General features: G+C 56.4%; 13 protein-coding genes and 6 pseudogenes. 16 read left to right on the top strand and 3 right to left on the bottom strand.

The genetic code is table 11. From position 1 onward, the window contains the following. Positions 1-172, bottom strand: a pseudogene (locus FY112_RS11975) (Crp/Fnr family transcriptional regulator); the annotation flags it as partial. 154 nt (positions 173-326) lie between these two features. Beyond that, positions 327-545: a hypothetical protein gene (locus tag FY112_RS11970; protein ID WP_017958585.1), complete on the bottom strand. Its 219-nt coding sequence runs from the start codon at positions 543-545 to the stop codon at positions 327-329. 110 nt (positions 546-655) lie between these two features. Here FY112_RS11970 and FY112_RS11965 point away from each other — a divergent pair. From FY112_RS11965 to virB11, 16 genes and pseudogenes are all read left to right on the top strand, one after another. After that, positions 656-787 (top strand): annotated as a pseudogene (locus FY112_RS11965) (N-acetylglucosamine kinase); the annotation flags it as partial. 3 nt (positions 788-790) lie between these two features. Next, positions 791-1159: pseudogene (locus tag FY112_RS11960) on the top strand (Dtr system oriT relaxase); the annotation flags it as partial. Then, entirely contained in the window at positions 1156-1719 is a 564-nt protein-coding gene (gene traF, locus FY112_RS11955) for a conjugative transfer signal peptidase TraF (RefSeq protein ID WP_080635819.1), read from the top strand. The pseudogene FY112_RS11960 and the gene traF, both read left to right, overlap by 4 nt. Next, positions 1709-2867: pseudogene (locus FY112_RS11950) on the top strand (conjugal transfer protein TraB). The gene traF and the pseudogene FY112_RS11950 overlap by 11 nt, the downstream one beginning before the upstream one ends. Positions 2868-2883: 16 nt before the next feature. Continuing rightward, positions 2884-3503, top strand: a pseudogene (locus FY112_RS11945) (TraH family protein). 411 nt (positions 3504-3914) lie between these two features. Next, positions 3915-4589 carry a type IV secretion system lytic transglycosylase VirB1 gene (locus tag FY112_RS11940; protein WP_017958583.1) on the top strand — a complete coding sequence of 225 codons (675 nt, stop codon included), beginning with the start codon at positions 3915-3917 and terminating at the stop codon, positions 4587-4589. A gap of 49 nt (positions 4590-4638) precedes the next feature. Beyond that, positions 4639-5004: a pilin major subunit VirB2 gene (gene virB2, locus FY112_RS11935; RefSeq protein ID WP_151518470.1), complete on the top strand. Its 366-nt coding sequence runs from the start codon at positions 4639-4641 to the stop codon at positions 5002-5004. Further along, the gene (locus FY112_RS11930) at positions 5001-5327 is read left to right on the top strand and encodes a type IV secretion system protein VirB3 (RefSeq protein ID WP_017958581.1); all 327 of its coding nucleotides are present in this window, start codon (positions 5001-5003) and stop codon (positions 5325-5327) included. Before virB2 ends, FY112_RS11930 begins: the two co-directional genes overlap by 4 nt. Continuing rightward, positions 5327-7696 (top strand): VirB4 family type IV secretion/conjugal transfer ATPase, encoded by a 2370-nt coding sequence (locus FY112_RS11925; RefSeq protein WP_017958580.1) that lies wholly within the window; start codon positions 5327-5329, stop codon positions 7694-7696. The genes FY112_RS11930 and FY112_RS11925 overlap by 1 nt, the downstream gene beginning before the upstream one ends. A gap of 13 nt (positions 7697-7709) precedes the next feature. Next, positions 7710-8381 (top strand): type IV secretion system protein VirB5, encoded by a 672-nt coding sequence (locus tag FY112_RS11920; RefSeq protein ID WP_151518469.1) that lies wholly within the window; start codon positions 7710-7712, stop codon positions 8379-8381. A 66-nt stretch (positions 8382-8447) separates the two neighbouring features. Beyond that, entirely contained in the window at positions 8448-9332 is an 885-nt protein-coding gene (locus FY112_RS11915; protein ID WP_017958578.1) for a type IV secretion system protein, read from the top strand. 31 nt (positions 9333-9363) lie between these two features. Beyond that, positions 9364-9522, top strand: coding sequence for a type IV secretion system lipoprotein VirB7 (locus tag FY112_RS11910; protein ID WP_026158459.1), 159 nt, complete (start codon positions 9364-9366; stop codon positions 9520-9522). After that, a complete protein-coding gene (locus tag FY112_RS11905) occupies positions 9519-10232 on the top strand; it encodes a type IV secretion system protein VirB8 (protein WP_151518468.1) in 714 nt (237 codons plus the stop codon). The genes FY112_RS11910 and FY112_RS11905 overlap by 4 nt, the downstream gene beginning before the upstream one ends. Beyond that, positions 10229-11110 (top strand): P-type conjugative transfer protein VirB9, encoded by an 882-nt coding sequence (gene virB9 / locus FY112_RS11900; RefSeq protein WP_017958576.1) that lies wholly within the window; start codon positions 10229-10231, stop codon positions 11108-11110. Before FY112_RS11905 ends, virB9 begins: the two co-directional genes overlap by 4 nt. Beyond that, positions 11107-12213, top strand: a complete 1107-nt coding sequence (gene virB10, locus FY112_RS11895) for a type IV secretion system protein VirB10 (RefSeq protein ID WP_026158458.1) — start codon at positions 11107-11109, stop codon at positions 12211-12213. The genes virB9 and virB10 overlap by 4 nt, the downstream gene beginning before the upstream one ends. 45 nt (positions 12214-12258) lie before the next feature. Further along, on the top strand, positions 12259-13299 hold the full coding sequence (virB11, locus tag FY112_RS11890) for a P-type DNA transfer ATPase VirB11 (protein WP_017958574.1): 1041 nt from the start codon (positions 12259-12261) through the stop codon (positions 13297-13299). A gap of 98 nt (positions 13300-13397) precedes the next feature. Here the strand turns inward: virB11 and FY112_RS11885 are convergent. Beyond that, positions 13398-14520, bottom strand: a pseudogene (locus tag FY112_RS11885) (IS3 family transposase). Positions 14521-14687 lie beyond the last annotated feature (167 nt).

Below are 14687 nucleotides of genomic sequence, written 5' to 3'. Positions count from 1 at the left end.
CTTGAGCGATGATCTCGCTGCCGGCATCGACCTTGCGGCGCAGCGACTGGTGGCCGAGCTCTCGGAGTTGGCCGCTCCACAGCGCGCCGCAGACGACGCCGTGCCGCGCCTGGCAGGAACGACAGGCGACGAGAGTGCCGGCGTCGGAAACCTTACTGCGTGCAACGTCCATGCTTGATCCCTTCAAAATCCGCGTGTGCCGGATGTGGCTGCGCATGCCGGGCATACCCCAGACGATTACGCCGTGATTGCGGGTTCGGCTATCCGATTTCTTCCGGCGCGGCTTGATGACTACCAATTTCGCCGGGACCGCGAGTTGATCCAGATCAAAGTTGCGGTGCCTTGGCTTTTTTGGTAGCGCCTGCCTCGACACGAGGCGTCCCGCAGAATCCTTCAAACTTGAACGACGGAGCAAAGATCTTCCAATCGTGGGCGACGAAGCCGCCGACGTCTTTGCGCACGAGCATTTCCCAAATTGCATGACTAGCGACGGGGAAAGGATCCGGGTCGAAAGGCATCACGGGTTCCTTCAACTGGGTCGCCAATACTCTCTCTAACCGGTTTCCAGTCCAGTATGATTGTGCGACGTACGTACTAACGCAGTGCGCGCAGCTGGTGCGGCCCGAACGCGACCGACGCTGTGTCAGATGACCTCCTGAAGGAACGGGCGGAGACTGTCTACCTAATCGGAATCGACGGCGGTGGCACCAGCTGCCGTGCTGCAGTCGCCGGTGCGAACGGGAGTATCCTTGCGCGGTCTCAAGCCGGGCCAGCCAACATTCTCTCCGGCGCTCTCTCAGTCGCCAAGCAAACGCTCGAACGCGTGCGCGATGTGATCGATCGCAACGATCTTCCGGCCGGCCTCGAATACGCGCTCGCCGACAAAATGGTGAAAGCAGAACTCGAAGGTTTCGCCAAGGCGGTTTCCGAACGTTTCGGGGAACGGACGTTCCTGCCACTGGCGGCGAAAGACACTGATGGCAAGATCTTCGAGACCGTCACGGCAGGCATGACGCCCGGCCAGAAGGCCGAGGTCCGGAACGCCTGGGACGCCATGCGGGCGGTTCAGCAGCTGGCTGCTCATGAACGAACGACCGAAGCGCTGAAGCAGGCCGAGCCTCTGCGGCAAACTAGGAGCCAAGGACTCTCGCTGAAATGACGGCGGGAGCTGGAACGCGCCAGGCGATGACCGCGCAACAACGAGCGACTGGGATCATTTTGGTGATCGCATTGGTCGCCATACTGGCGATCGGCACCGCCCTCGCCGGCGGTTACCGCGTCAATCTGACACCGAGCGAGCCACGCGGCCTGTGGCGCATTGTTCCGCTCGATCGTCCCGTTGCTGTCAATGACCTGGTGTTCATCTGCCCACCGGCAACCGCGGAAATGCGGGAGGCGCGAGCGCGCGGCTATCTCCGTTCCGGTTTCTGCCCGGGCGGTGTCGCGCCGCTGATCAAGACGGTGATCGCAGTCGCAGGGCAGCATACCGAAATCGGCGCCAGCGTGAGTGTGGATGAGCAGGTGATTTCCTCTTCCAGTTTCGCATCACGAGATGGAAAGGGCCGGCCGTTAGCGCCGTTTCCGAGTGGTATCGTGCCGCCGGGATATGTCTTCCTGCATGCGTCATTCCCCGGCTCCTACGACTCCCGATATTTTGGTCCGGTGCCCGCCTCCGGCATTCTCGGCCTGGCGCAGGAAGTGCTCACCTATGCGCCGTGATTATCTTCGACCAATGCTGCTGATATTCGCTTCTCCCGCGATCGGCCTGGTGGGCTGGAGCGGCCATGTGGCTCTACTGCCCGTCGCGCTGGGGTTTCCAGCTCTATGGTCGATCTCGCGAACGAGATTAGTGGCGGCACTTGTCTCCGCCGGATATTTCCTGGCCGCGTCCCGTGGTTTGCCGCAAGGCGTAGCGGCGTTCTATTCGTCGGACGTCTGGCCGGGTCTTCTGCTCTGGCTGTGTGCGTCTTTGAGCTTCGTTGCCGTGCATACGGTCCTCTGGACCAAGAACGCCGGCACTCGTCCGTTCCGCTATCTTCTCGCGGCCGTCATCATGGCCATCCCGCCGTTCGGGATCACGGGCTGGGCGCATCCTGTCACAGCCGCGGGGGTTCTATTCCCGGGATGGGGATGGTGGGGATTTGCGCTTATGACAGCTGGCCTTGCGGGCCCGTAACCTGCATCTGGCCAGCTGTCGCCTTCGCCTTGACTGGCTTTTGGCTGAGGTCCGCCGCAGTCTCGACCGGCTCGAAACGGAAGCCTGGCGCGGCGGCGATCTGGAGTTGGGCGTTTCGCTTGGTCGTGAAGCCGGTCTTCAACGGCAGCGTGACATGATCGCAAGGGTGCGTGGCGCGACCGGCGATGGCGCCCTCTATGTGGTGCTGCCGGAAAGTGCGCTCGGCTTCTGGACGCCGACCGTGGAGAGGCTTTGGACAGACGTCCTCCGCGACGGCGATGCGACAGTCATCGCTGGCGCCGCGGTGATCGATGCCGGAGGCTACGACAACGTCGTTGTCGCGATCGACAGGAAGGGCGGCCACATTCTTTACCGCGAGCGCATGCCGGTTCCCGGATCGATGTGGCAGCCGTGGCGATCCGTGTTCGGGGAGCGCGTCGGCGCCAAGACCGATTTCTTCGCAAACCCGGTCGCTTCTGTTGGTGCCAGCCGTGCAGCCCCTCTGATCTGCTACGAGCAACTGATCGTTTGGCCGATCCTGCAGTCCATGCTGCACGATCCTGATCTTGTCGTCGCCGTGGGGAACGGTTGGTGGACCGAAGGGACGTCGATCGTCGCCATTCAGCGCGCCGCTGCCACCGCATGGGCAAAGCTCTTCGCAAAACCGCTTGTTATTGCCTTCAACACCTGACTCTCTAGGAGACTCCATGCTCGACGCCGCCCTGATAAAAGAATGCGCGGACCTTCCCTCAAGCCCGCGATCATCGAGCAATTCGTGATGGCAGCGCGCTCGGATGATCCCCTCGCTGTTACGGTCAAATCGGGCGGCCGATTGATACTCGTTCCGAAAGCGGCGTCGACCGAGGAGGCGATGGTGATCGTGCGCCAATACGCTGGTCAGGCCGTGGTCCGCGTCGGCCTGACGCAGTTTCCCGCAGGCGTTGGAGTCAACGAAGCGATCGATTTGAAGCCCGATCTAGTCGACCCCTGCCAGAACCTTCGCAAAGGCACGGCGATGTTCGCCAAGGTCCTCAGGATCGTTGCGAAATGGTATGGCAACCCCACGAGCAAAGACGTCTTCCCGCAGATTTTCGAGGACGCGGTTTACGCGTGGAAGACCGGTGAGTTCGAAGGCGCTAGCGTGTTTCAGGCGGAGGACCCCGGCGGCACGCTTGTCAACCAAGAGGAGTCGCAGGCCGATAAATCGGAGGCGAATACGGTCGATGCCGGGGCTCCGCTACGGGCCGAGGCAGAACCTTCGGACGAAAAGAAAATTGGCACTGCGGGAATACGGTTCGATTTATCTCGTGTTGGTGGTCAGCAGTAGCGCTGAGTTCGTCTTTGTCGCGAGGCAGGTTCGGTCGAGCGAGATTTCAGTGCGATCACAAAAGCATGATTTCCGAGGCGCTACTCTTGAGCCAGATGGAAGCTGGGATAATTCCACCAGCGTCTACTCGCTTCAGATGGTGGGCACCACCTTTCCTTGAAAGTCGGGCTATGGTTCCGGCGCGATAGTCTCGTTTTGGTGTCTCCTGTTCCCGGCATCTAGCCGAAGTCAGGAAATTGCACCTATCCTGGCTGTCCAGATTTCCCGAGCCAGCTCTGAGCATGCCACTTTGCTTCATATGAAATCAAAATGCAGAATTGGGACATCGTTTTGTAACAGGCTATGGCCATAAGCGCGAGTGGCAATTAACTCCGACTCTTTCGGCAACCCACGACCCTGAGGCGATACGAAATGTTCCCTGCAGCTTGGCCCTTGGCGATGGCCGTTTTGACCTCGACGTGCCTTTCTAGCGAGGCCGCCCCACTATCCTTCCGTGAATTTGATCGCCTTGCTCGCGATTGCGCACCATCGGTTGATCCGACGACCTTAGCGGCAATTGCCAAGGTCGAAAGTGGCTTTGATCCACTTGCGGCACATGACAATACGACGGGTGAGAGCCTTCACTGGGATGATCAAACGCAAGCACGCTATGGTGTCAAAGACCGCCTCGACGCGCAGCATTCCATCGACATCGGGCTTATGCAGATCAACAGTAAAAACTTTCCCGCCCTCAATCTCACGATTGAAAATGCCCTGCAGCCCTGCAAGTCACTTGCCGCTGCGGCGTACTTGCTTGAAAGCCGCTATGCTGGCGGCGACACTGCCGCGGCACGGCAACTTGCTCTCCGAAAGGCCATCTCCGCCTACAACACGGGCGATCTGCAGCGCGGGTTTGCAAACGGTTATGTTCGGAAGGTTGAGGCCGCCGCTCGAGAGATCGTGCCACAGCTGATCGAACTACCGCAACAGGCTGATGAAAAGCAGATATCGGAAGACATATGGGACGTCTGGGGCTCGTACGAGCAAGAGCGTTCGGAGGACGATTCATCGCGTCTCCAAACACATCAAAAGGTCGCACGACCTTGAATTCAAACAACAATAATGACCAATGGTCAATCGAATGGAGATACAAATAATGGCGTTACCTAACACAAATCGTGTACGTTTTAGCTCCCTTTCTCTGCTGTGCGCAACGTTGCGTGCTGCAGTTCCCTATGCGCCAGCTGCCGGCGGAGCGGCGGCCTGGAGTATTGTCTGCTCCGCGCCTGCGATGGCGCAAGTCACGGGCGGGACCGATCCCGCGACGATGGTAAATAATATCTGCACGTTCATCCTTGGTCCGTTTGGACAGTCACTGGCTATCCTGGGCATCGTCGCCATCGGCATATCGTGGATGTTCGGTCGTGCTTCACTCGGTCTCGTTGCCGGTGTCATCGGTGGCATCGTCATCATGTTCGGGGCCAGCTTCCTTGGCAAAGCACTCATTGGCGCCGGCGGATGAGCGACCGACTGGAAGAGAGTATTCTCTACGTGGCGGCCACACGCCCTGCATTATTCCTAGGCGTGCCGCTCACCTTGGCCGGATTGCTCATGATGTTAGCCGGCCTAATCATCGTCATCGTTCAGAATCCACTTTACGAAATTATCCTTGTGCCACTGTGGTTCGGATCAAAAGTTGTTGTTGAGCGCGACTATAATGCCGCGAGCGTGGCGCTACTCTATCTGCGGACCGCAGGCAGAAGCGTCGATGGGCCGATCTGGGGGGGGGCAAGCGTCAGTCCCAACCCGATCAAAGTGCCGAGGCGAGGAAGAGGAATGGCTTAATGTTCGGCACAAGTGGCAGGACCGAGAGGTCTGGTGAGATATATCTGCCATATGTTGGCCACCTCAGCGACAAGGCTGTCCTTCTCGAAGACGGCGCAATCATGGCCATGGCACATGTCAGAGGCTTGCCCTTCGAACTGGAAGACGTTGCAATCCGAAATGCACGCTGCCGAGCGTTTAATACGCTCTTACGCAACATTGCCGATGATAACGTATCGATATGCGCCCATCTCGTGCGACATAATGATGTCCCGTCACCCCCGGCACGGCAGTTCCGAAGCACGTTTGCTGGTAGTCTGAGTGAAGCTTATGAGCATCGTGTGCTGCTTGGAAATCTTTTTCGCAACGATCACTTCCTTACCTTGATCGTGTACCCTCGCAGTACCGTCGGAAAATTCAGAGGCCGTTTTTTCAAGCGCTACGAAGGCAAGGAAGTCGATCTGGCAAGCCAAGCGCGGAACCTGGAAGATCTCTGGCACATCACTGCTGGCGCCCTCGACGCTTACGGTCTCCGCCGACTTGGGATTCGCGAGAAAGATGGCGTGATTTTCTCAGAAATCGCGGAGGCACTCCGGCTGATAATGACCTGCCGTTTGACTCCAGTTCCAATGGTTAGCGGCTCACTGGGCGCTTCGATTTATACTGATCGTGTGATCTGCGGCAAACGCGCAGTGGAGATTCGTACCCCCGGAGATAGCTACGTCGGCTCAATGTTTTCATTTCGAGAATATCCAGCGAAAACCAGTACAGGTATGCTCCATCCGCTACTGTCCACGAATTTCCCGCTTGTTTTAAGCCAGAGTTTCTCCTTCCTCACGCGTGCACAGGCTCATGCCAAACTTAGCCTTAAGTCCAGTCAAATGACGAGCTCTGGTGACAAGGCCGTCAGCCAGATCACAGAACTCGCCGAAGCAGAGGACGCACTGGCAAGCAACGAATTCGTAATGGGCTCGCACCATTTAAGCCTCTGCGTCTATGCCGATGATCTCAATAGCCTTGCCGACCGCGCTGCAAGCGCCCGCACTCGGTTGGCGGAATCGGGCGCCGTCATTGTCCAGGAAGGTATTGGTATGGAGGCGGCTTACTGGGCGCAACTTCCGGGGAATACCAAGTGGCGCACGCGACCCGGGGCAATTACCTCCCGCAATTTCGCCGGCCTGGTCTCATTTGAGAATTTCCCCAGCGGCGCGAATTCTGGCCATTGGGGCAATGCAGTTGCACGCTTCCGCACCAACGGCGGCACCCCTTTCGATTATGTCCCTCATGAGAATGATGTTGGCATGACGGCGATATTCGGACCCGTCGGAAAAGGCAAAACAACGCTAATGACCTTTATCCTTGCGATGCTCGAGCAGAGCACGGCTGAACGTAATGGTGCGATAGTTTTCTTTGACAAAGACCGCGGTGGTGAACTGCTGGTACGTGCTACCGGAGGGACATATCTGGCACTACGCAGAGGCGTTCCCAGCGGTTTGGCGCCTCTGCGGGGCCTCGAAAATACGTCGACTTCGCGCGATTTTCTGCGCGAGTGGATGGTCGCACTCATCGAGAACGACGGACGTGGAGCAATTTCGTCGGAAGAGGTTCGCCGCTTGGACCGGGGCATCACCCGACAACTTTCGTTTGAGCCAGCTATGCGCTCAATCGCAGGTCTACGCGAATTCCTGTTGCACGGCCCCTCAGAAGGCGCAGGTGCACGGTTGGAGCGGTGGTGCCGAGGAAGCGCGCTGGGTTGGGCCTTTGACGGCGAGATAGATGAAGTAAAGCTCGACGCTTCCATTACAGGCTTCGACATGACGCAGCTGTTGGAGTACGAGGAGGTCTGCGCGCCGGCAGCTGCCTATCTACTGCATCGCGTAGGCTCTGTCGTGGACGGACGTCGCTTTGTCATGAGTTGCGACGAGTTCCGGTTTTATTTATTAAACCCCCAATTCGCTGCCGTCATCGACAAGTTCTTGCTGACCGTTCGCAAGAATAACGGCTTGTTGATACTCGCAACACAGCAACCCGAGCACGTTCTGGAATCGCCCATCGGAGCCAGTCTTGTTGCACAATGCATGACAAAAATCTTCTATCCATCACCGACGGCGGACCGATCAGCCTATATCGACGGCTTGAAGTGTACCGAAGGAGAATTTCAGGCTATCCGCGAGCACATGGCAATCGGCAGCCGCAAATTTTTGCTTAAGCGCGAGAGCGGGAGCGTTGTCTGCGAATTCGACTTGGCTGAGATGCGCGAATATGTCGCCGTACTGTCCGGGCGGGCCAACACGGTGCGCTTTGCCGATCAACTCCGCGACGAATACGGAGAGGCCCCCGGTGCGTGGATCGACAAATTCATGGCACGTTACCATGAAGTGCAGGATTGACGGAGGAACTTTGATGAAATTTGCCCAACTCACAGTTACAGCGCTGACCACCTTCCTAGTGCTGCAGGGTCCAGCTCGCGCGCAGTTTGCCGTCATTGACATGGGAGCAATAGCTCAGACCATCGTGCAAATCGAAAAAACAGCCGCGATTCTCGAGCAGACAATGAATTTGGTGACGGTGTTCTCGTCGTCCTTCGGCGTCGCCGGTCTGTTAGGCTCGCTCAACCAAGCGAACCGATATCCCTTGACCAATCAGCTAAACGAGAAAATGTTCGGTAGCGATAAGATACTAAGCGTGACGATACCAACCGGGTCCACGGCGCGCGCGATCATTCAAAATCGCGAAATCTCGGGTACCGACGCGGAAGCGAAGCTGCTACTGCAACAAATTACCGGTGCTGCTAATGCCGCGGACATTGCAGCCGACAATCTGGAGAAGATGGGCCAGCGCCTGGCAGAAAACAGCAAGACGCTCGCTCAGCTGTCTAGTTCAAGGAACATAATGCAGGCCACCGTCACGAACGGTTTGCTTCTCAAACAGATCCACGACGCCATCATCCAGAACAGCCAGGCGACCAGTTTGCTGACGATGACCACTGCGCAGGCCAGCCTTCACGCCGCGGAAGAGGCGGCAGCGCAGCGACTAGAACGCGAGAAAACCGGGCGCATCTTTGGCCCGTGGTAATTCGGCTCAGATAATAATTCAAACTCAGCCCACCTGCGGTGGAAAGAGCCAAATCAGGTTGGAGCGATGAAGTTTGCAATTTCTGCGCCGTTTACGGCTATACATACGGTCTTTGATCAGGCCTTCACAATCGCACTGAACTCCGTGCTCGGAAAGATCCAGAGCGCGCTCAATGCGCCTCTGGTGGCGTGTGTCACGCTTTGGATAATAGTCCAAGGCTTTTTGGTGATGCGTGGCGAAATCGATACCCGTGGTGGAATCACGAAGATCATCACGGTGTCGATCGTTATCTCCCTGATCCTAGGCCAGGCGAACTATCATGACTACGTCGTGTCATTCTTTGAGGATACGATCCCGAGCTTCGTTGACCAGATCAGCGGCAGTAACATTCCGCTGGTTAATATTCCCGCAAAGCTCGACTTCATGTTCGCTCTAAGCCAGGTCTGCTTTCAGAAGATCGCATCCGAAATTGGACCGATGAATAGCCAAGACACTCTTGCCTTCGAAGGCGCACAGTGGATTTTCTACGGTGCACTTTGGGTAGCGTTCGAGATCTATGACGCCTGTGGGATCCTAACCAAGCTACTGGTAGCGATCGGACCGCTGATCCTTGTAGGCTATCTCTTTGATCACACGCGCGATATGGCTTCCAAATGGGTCGGACAGCTCCTCTCCTACGGGCTGCTGCTTCTCCTGTTGAACATCGTGGCAACTCTGGTCATCGCAACGGAACTAGCAGCTCTCGCATTCATGCTCGGCGTGATCAACCTTGCGGGCACGACTGCAGCCAAGATTATCGGGCTTTACGAACTCGACATGTTCTTTCTAGCTGGTGACGCCCTGATCGTCGCACTTCCGATGATAGCCAGCAATATTGGTGGTGGCACCTGGGCGGGTACAAATAAATCTCTCAGCCTCAGCCGCCAATTAGCCCAGATCACACGCGGTTAAGTGCAATGAAATGAAAATTGAGGTTGACGACATGAAGTATTGTTCTCTGTTTCTGTTCCTCGCTTTGGCCGCTTGCAAGACAAGTGATTCGCTGGCGACTTGCAAGGGTGCGGCTTTCCAGCTGAATGCGGGGCGATGGCAACCCACCACATCGGATCTCGACGTCGAATGTGCGGGAGAGCCTAAATGAAGGGACCTGAGTATGGTCTCCTGGTGGGGCGAGAGTCGCTTTCCGCACATTACAAGGAAGTGGAGGCCTTCCAAACTTCACGCGCGAAGTCGGCGCGGCGTCTTTCCAAGGTATTGGTCGTCATTGCGGCTGCTGCTGTTCTTGGAAACGTTGCGCAGGCCTTCACTATCGCCGCCATGGTTCCGTTGACCAAGCTTGTGCCCGTATATCTTTGGGTGCGACCGGATGGGACGGTTGACAGCGAGGTATCCGTGTCTCGACTGCCAGCCACGCAAGAGCAGGCAATCATCAATGCTTCACTGTGGCAATATGTTCGCCTACGCGAGGGTTATACATCGGACACAGCTCAATATGCCTATGACCTCGTATCGAGTTTCAGCGCATCGTCTGTTCGCCAAGAATATCAGCAATTCTTCAATTACCCCAGTCCGAGCTCGCCCCAGGTCACAATCGGCAAGCGAGGTAGGCTAGATGTCGAGCACATCTCCTCAAACGATATTGCGCCGGGAGTGCAGCAGATTCGTTACAGACGAACGCTCATCTTGGATGGTCAGATGTCAACGGTGAGTACTTGGACTGCAACCGTCCGCTATGAAAATGTCACAAGCCTGCCTGGCCAATCGAGGCTGACAAATCCAGCAGGATTAATCGTTACCTCCTACCGGGCTTCGGAAGATACCGTCTCGAATGCGGGAGGGACTCAGCCATGACAACAAGGGCCGTTTTCACACTGATCTGTTTGATTTCCTTTGCGATGGGCGTGCATGCGGAAGATACTCCTGCTGCCGGCAAACTGGATCCGCGCATGCGCTATCTGGCCTACAACCCCGACCAGGTGGTCCGAATGTCAACCGCTGTCGGCGCAACACTAGTTGTCACTTTCGGAGCCGGCGAGACGGTAACAGCAGTCGCCGTGTCGAATAGCAAGGATCTGGCAGCCCTTCCGCGAGGCAACTATCTCTTTTTCAAGGCCAGTCAAGCCCTGTCCCCACAGCCAGTTATTGTGTTGACTGCGAGCGAGGCAGGTACGCGACGATATGTCTTCAACATTTCCACCAAGGTCATGTCTCGACTTGATAAAGAGCAACCTGACCTATACTACAGCGTACAATTCGTCTATCCGAACGACGACGCTGCTGCTCGGCGGAAGGAACTAGAAAAGCAATCGATATTCGATGGGATGCGGGCGAAAGCGCGGTCTCAACAGAGAGCTCAGGATTTGTTGGATCAGCCGGCCGCAGCCGCCAATCCTGATGCCAACAATTTCCACTACGTCGCACAGGGCGATCACTCGCTAACACCATTGGAAGTCTTCGATAACGGAGTCACCACTGTATTCCGCTTTCCAGGCAATGTACGCATTCCCTCCATCTACATGATCAATCCGGACGGTAAGGAAGCTGCTGCCAATATTTCGATCAAAGGAGCCTATATCGAGGTCTCCGCAGTTGCGCGTGAATGGCGGCTGAGGGATGGCCATACAGTATTAGGAATTTTCAATAGCGCATACGATCCCATTGGAAGAAATCCGGGCACCGGTACGGTAAGAGCCGATGTATGGCGCGTTGTGAAAGGGACGAGCCGATGAATGACGCCAACTCAGAATCGGGGCACGATGTAGATGCGTCGGGATCCCTGGTTACCGAGCCAACTCGTCGAAGTCTTTCGGGATCAAAGAAGTTGTTGATTGCAAGCCTAATTCTGGCTTCATCTCTATCTCTCATCTGGACCGTCGGATTCTCAAAGAAAAGAGGCGCCCCCCCTCCGCCGCCCCAAACACCGTTGGTCGCCAACGCAGAGCCTTTTCGCCCGGCACCGATTGAGGTTGCGCCCGATCCTCCAACACCCAAACAGGCTGTTCAGACGTCAGCCTCCGCGCCAGAACGGAACTCTCCAGAGCTGGATGATGCGCAGGTCGCGCAATCGGCAATATTCGCTTATGATAGCGGTGATCAATCGGCTGACATTAGTCACCCCCGCGAGGAGGAACAGAACGAGACCTCGTTGCAGGCGGGCGAAGCTCCAGTCGAGAACGATCTGTCAACTCGCATGAAACCCGGTGTGCAGGAGCCAACCAGAGCCAAACTCCTGCCGCACCCTGACTTCATGATTACCCAAGGAACCATTATTCCCTGCGTTTTACAAACAGCGATCGACACGAACTTGCCGGGCTTCGTAAAGTGCGTCTTACCCCAAGACATTCGTGGGGCGACGAATAATATTGTGCTTCTAGATCGCGGAACAACCGTTATTGGTGAAATTCAGCAGGGTTTACGGCAGGGGGATGCACGAGTCTTTGTAATCTGGAACCGCGCTGAAACACCGACTCATGCCGTGGTTTCGCTCGCGTCGCCGGGCGCTGATGAACTCGGCCGCTCCGGCATGCCCGGTACCGTGGACAATCACTTCTGGCAACGATTTGGAGGCGGAATGCTCTTGAGCGTCGTCCAGGGTACGTTACAGGCCGCCAGTCAATACGGTGAAAGTTCAGGCGGGCTCAGCGTCAACAATTTTCAAGGCAATGGTGGACAAACGGTCGATACTGCGCTTGAGGCAACGGTCAACATTCCGCCAACCCTAAAGAAAAACCAGGGTGATGCCGTGTCCATTTTTGTCGCTCGTGATCTTGATTTCTCAGAAATATACGAGCTTAAGGCGACCAACGCGCCAAAGAGAGCGAGAAGTCGATAAACTATGGCCCAAGCACCTCAACGACAATGAAGATTGGAGACTTTGATGCAAGCGGTGGCACATCCCCAATTGTATTTCCTCCTCAAACCGGTTTTGAAATGGCTTGAGGACCCCAGGACCGAAGAGGTCGCGATTAACAAGCCCGGGGAGGCATTCGTTCGCCAGGCCGGTGCGTTCACGAAATATCCTTCACCTCTTACATACGACGATCTTGAAGATATCGCGATCTTGGCCGGAGCGTTGCGAAAGCAAGATGTAGGACCACGAAGCCCTCTCTGCGCCACCGAGTTGCCAGGCGGAGAGCGGCTGCAGATCTGTTTACCGCCTGCGGTGCCCTCAGGTACTGTTAGTCTGACAATTCGGCGCCCCTCCACTCATGTTGCCGAACTCAAGGAAGTATCATCCCGCTATCAAGCATCACGCTGGAATAAATGGCAGTTGCGCAACGAGCGCCGTGCTCATGAAGATGAGGAGATTCTAAAGCACTACGCTTGCGGTGATTTGGAAAAATTCCTTCAAGCCTGCGTGACCGGGCGACTGACAATGCTGCTTTGCGGACACACAGGAAGTGGGAAAACCACGATGAGCAAGACTTTGATAAACGCTATTCCACCGCAAGAAAGGCTAATCACTATTGAAGACACACTCGAACTCGTAATCCCGCACGAGAATCATGTCAGGCTACTCTATTCGAAAGATGGAGCAGGTTTAGGTGCGGTAACTGCAGAGCAGCTTTTACAGGCTAGTTTACGCATGAGGCCGGATCGAATATTGCTGGGCGAGATGCGCGACGACGCCGCTTGGGCGTATCTGAGCGAGGTCGTTTCTGGCCACCCGGGATCGATTTCCACTATTCACGGAGCAAATCCTGTCCAAGCCTTCAAGAAGCTCTTTTCGCTCGTCAAGAGCAGCCCGCAAGGATCTTCCATGGAAGACCGTACGCTAATAGATATGCTCTCCTCAGCAATCAACGTCATAGTGCCATTCCGGACAAGCGGTGACGTGTATGAAGTGGGCGAAATATGGCTAGGCGCCGATGCCCGCAGACGCGGTGAGACAGTGGCTGATCTTCTAAACCAGCATTAACCTCGCAACCAAAGTGTCGTATCCGAGATGTGAGAACTTTAGTTTTCCCTACAGGTCCAAACCTCATCAAGGGGCTGAAGTGACCTGCCACTGAAGTTTCATCCGGCTGCGATTAGAGCCTCGGCGGGTTTGTATACGCCAAATGGCGCGGTGGGAGCAACCGGCGGAAACGCGAAGCTTTCATCTTGCGCAGCGTTGGAGCCGGTTGCGGCGATGATCCCGGCGTAGCCTGCCGGGGTCTGGTATCCGAGCGACGAGTGTGGCCGGAAATGGTTATAATCGTCCGCCCAATCAGCAATGGCGCTTCGGGCATGATCGAGGCCGAAGAACAGACTTTCGTTGAGCAGCTCGTCGCGCGTGCGCCCGTTGAAACTTTCGACATAGCCATTCTGCCTCGGCTTTCCCGGAGCGATGTAGTGCCATTCGACCTTGTGATCTTTCGACCAGGTGAGGATGGCATTCGACGTGAGTTCGGTGCCGTTGTCGGAAACGATCACCCCCGGTTTGCCGCGTCGTTCGATCAGCGTTGTCAGTTCTCGGGCGACGCGACGACCGGAGATCGAGGTGTCCGGGATCGCTGCCAGGCGTTCTGATCATGGACGAAATCCAGCGACCAGCGGGCATTGGCCTTCGCTTCGACCAGGATCGGCGCACGCGTGCGTCGGGCCTTCCGCTTGCGTACTGAAAGCCCTTCCTCGCGATACAGCCGGTAGATGCGGTTGACGCCGGACGGCTCTCCCTCCCGCCGAAGCAAGACCAACATTCGGCGGTAGCCGAAACGCCGTCGCTCATTAGCCAACTCGCGCAGCTTCGCTCGCAACTCGGTCTCCGGCGGTCGGCTCGACTGGTAACGGATCGTCTTGCGATCGGCAGATATGATCTGGCAGGCCCGCCGTTCCGAAAGACCCATGACGGACTTCAGATGCGTGACGGCTTCACGCTTGGCGGCAGGCCCTACCATTTTATTGCAAGAAGCTCGCGGAGTGCGGCCGCATCAAGCATCTGTTCGGCCAGCAGCTTCTTTAGCCTCGCGTTCTCGTCCTCAAGCGCCTTCAGCCGCTTCGCCTCGGAGACTTCCATCCCGCCGTATTTGGCTTTCCAATTATAAAACGTTGCTTCTGAAATTCCGTGCTTGCGCCAGAGATCGGCTGCCTTCGCACCCGCCTCCTGTTCCTTCAGCACCGCAATAATCTGCTCTTCCGTAAATCTCTGCTTCTTCATATGTCCGTCCTTAATGGTCCGGACTCTAATCCATTCTGGAGGAAATTCTCAGTGGCAGGTCAGAAGAGGCCGACACGCTCTAGGCCGTAGTGACGATTTAACTATTTGAGCCAAATAGCGATAGCGGCGAGTTTAACGAAGCCCATGAAGTTTGCGAGCAGCTTGTC

This window comes from Rhizobium sp. PEPV16, assembly GCF_008919455.1.
Classification (GTDB): domain Bacteria; phylum Pseudomonadota; class Alphaproteobacteria; order Rhizobiales; family Rhizobiaceae; genus Rhizobium; species Rhizobium leguminosarum_Q.
Note: the sequence above shows the minus strand (reverse complement) of the source record. Positions and strands in the feature narration are given on the sequence as shown.

What these genes read in the sequence shown, in the direction of transcription:
- virB9 (WP_017958576.1), top strand. Translation starts at nt 10,229, where the DNA reads ATGACAACAAGGGCCGTTTTCACACTGATCTGTTTGATTTCCTTTGCG.
- FY112_RS11910 (WP_026158459.1), top strand. Translation starts at nt 9,364, where the DNA reads ATGAAGTATTGTTCTCTGTTTCTGTTCCTCGCTTTGGCCGCTTGCAAG.
- FY112_RS11940 (WP_017958583.1), top strand. Translation starts at nt 3,915, where the DNA reads ATGTTCCCTGCAGCTTGGCCCTTGGCGATGGCCGTTTTGACCTCGACG.
- FY112_RS11905 (WP_151518468.1), top strand. Translation starts at nt 9,519, where the DNA reads ATGAAGGGACCTGAGTATGGTCTCCTGGTGGGGCGAGAGTCGCTTTCC.
- virB2 (WP_151518470.1), top strand. Translation starts at nt 4,639, where the DNA reads ATGGCGTTACCTAACACAAATCGTGTACGTTTTAGCTCCCTTTCTCTG.
- FY112_RS11915 (WP_017958578.1), top strand. Translation starts at nt 8,448, where the DNA reads ATGAAGTTTGCAATTTCTGCGCCGTTTACGGCTATACATACGGTCTTT.
- traF (WP_080635819.1), top strand. Translation starts at nt 1,156, where the DNA reads ATGACGGCGGGAGCTGGAACGCGCCAGGCGATGACCGCGCAACAACGA.
- FY112_RS11930 (WP_017958581.1), top strand. Translation starts at nt 5,001, where the DNA reads ATGAGCGACCGACTGGAAGAGAGTATTCTCTACGTGGCGGCCACACGC.
- FY112_RS11920 (WP_151518469.1), top strand. Translation starts at nt 7,710, where the DNA reads ATGAAATTTGCCCAACTCACAGTTACAGCGCTGACCACCTTCCTAGTG.
- FY112_RS11925 (WP_017958580.1), top strand. Translation starts at nt 5,327, where the DNA reads ATGTTCGGCACAAGTGGCAGGACCGAGAGGTCTGGTGAGATATATCTG.
- virB11 (WP_017958574.1), top strand. Translation starts at nt 12,259, where the DNA reads ATGCAAGCGGTGGCACATCCCCAATTGTATTTCCTCCTCAAACCGGTT.
- virB10 (WP_026158458.1), top strand. Translation starts at nt 11,107, where the DNA reads ATGAATGACGCCAACTCAGAATCGGGGCACGATGTAGATGCGTCGGGA.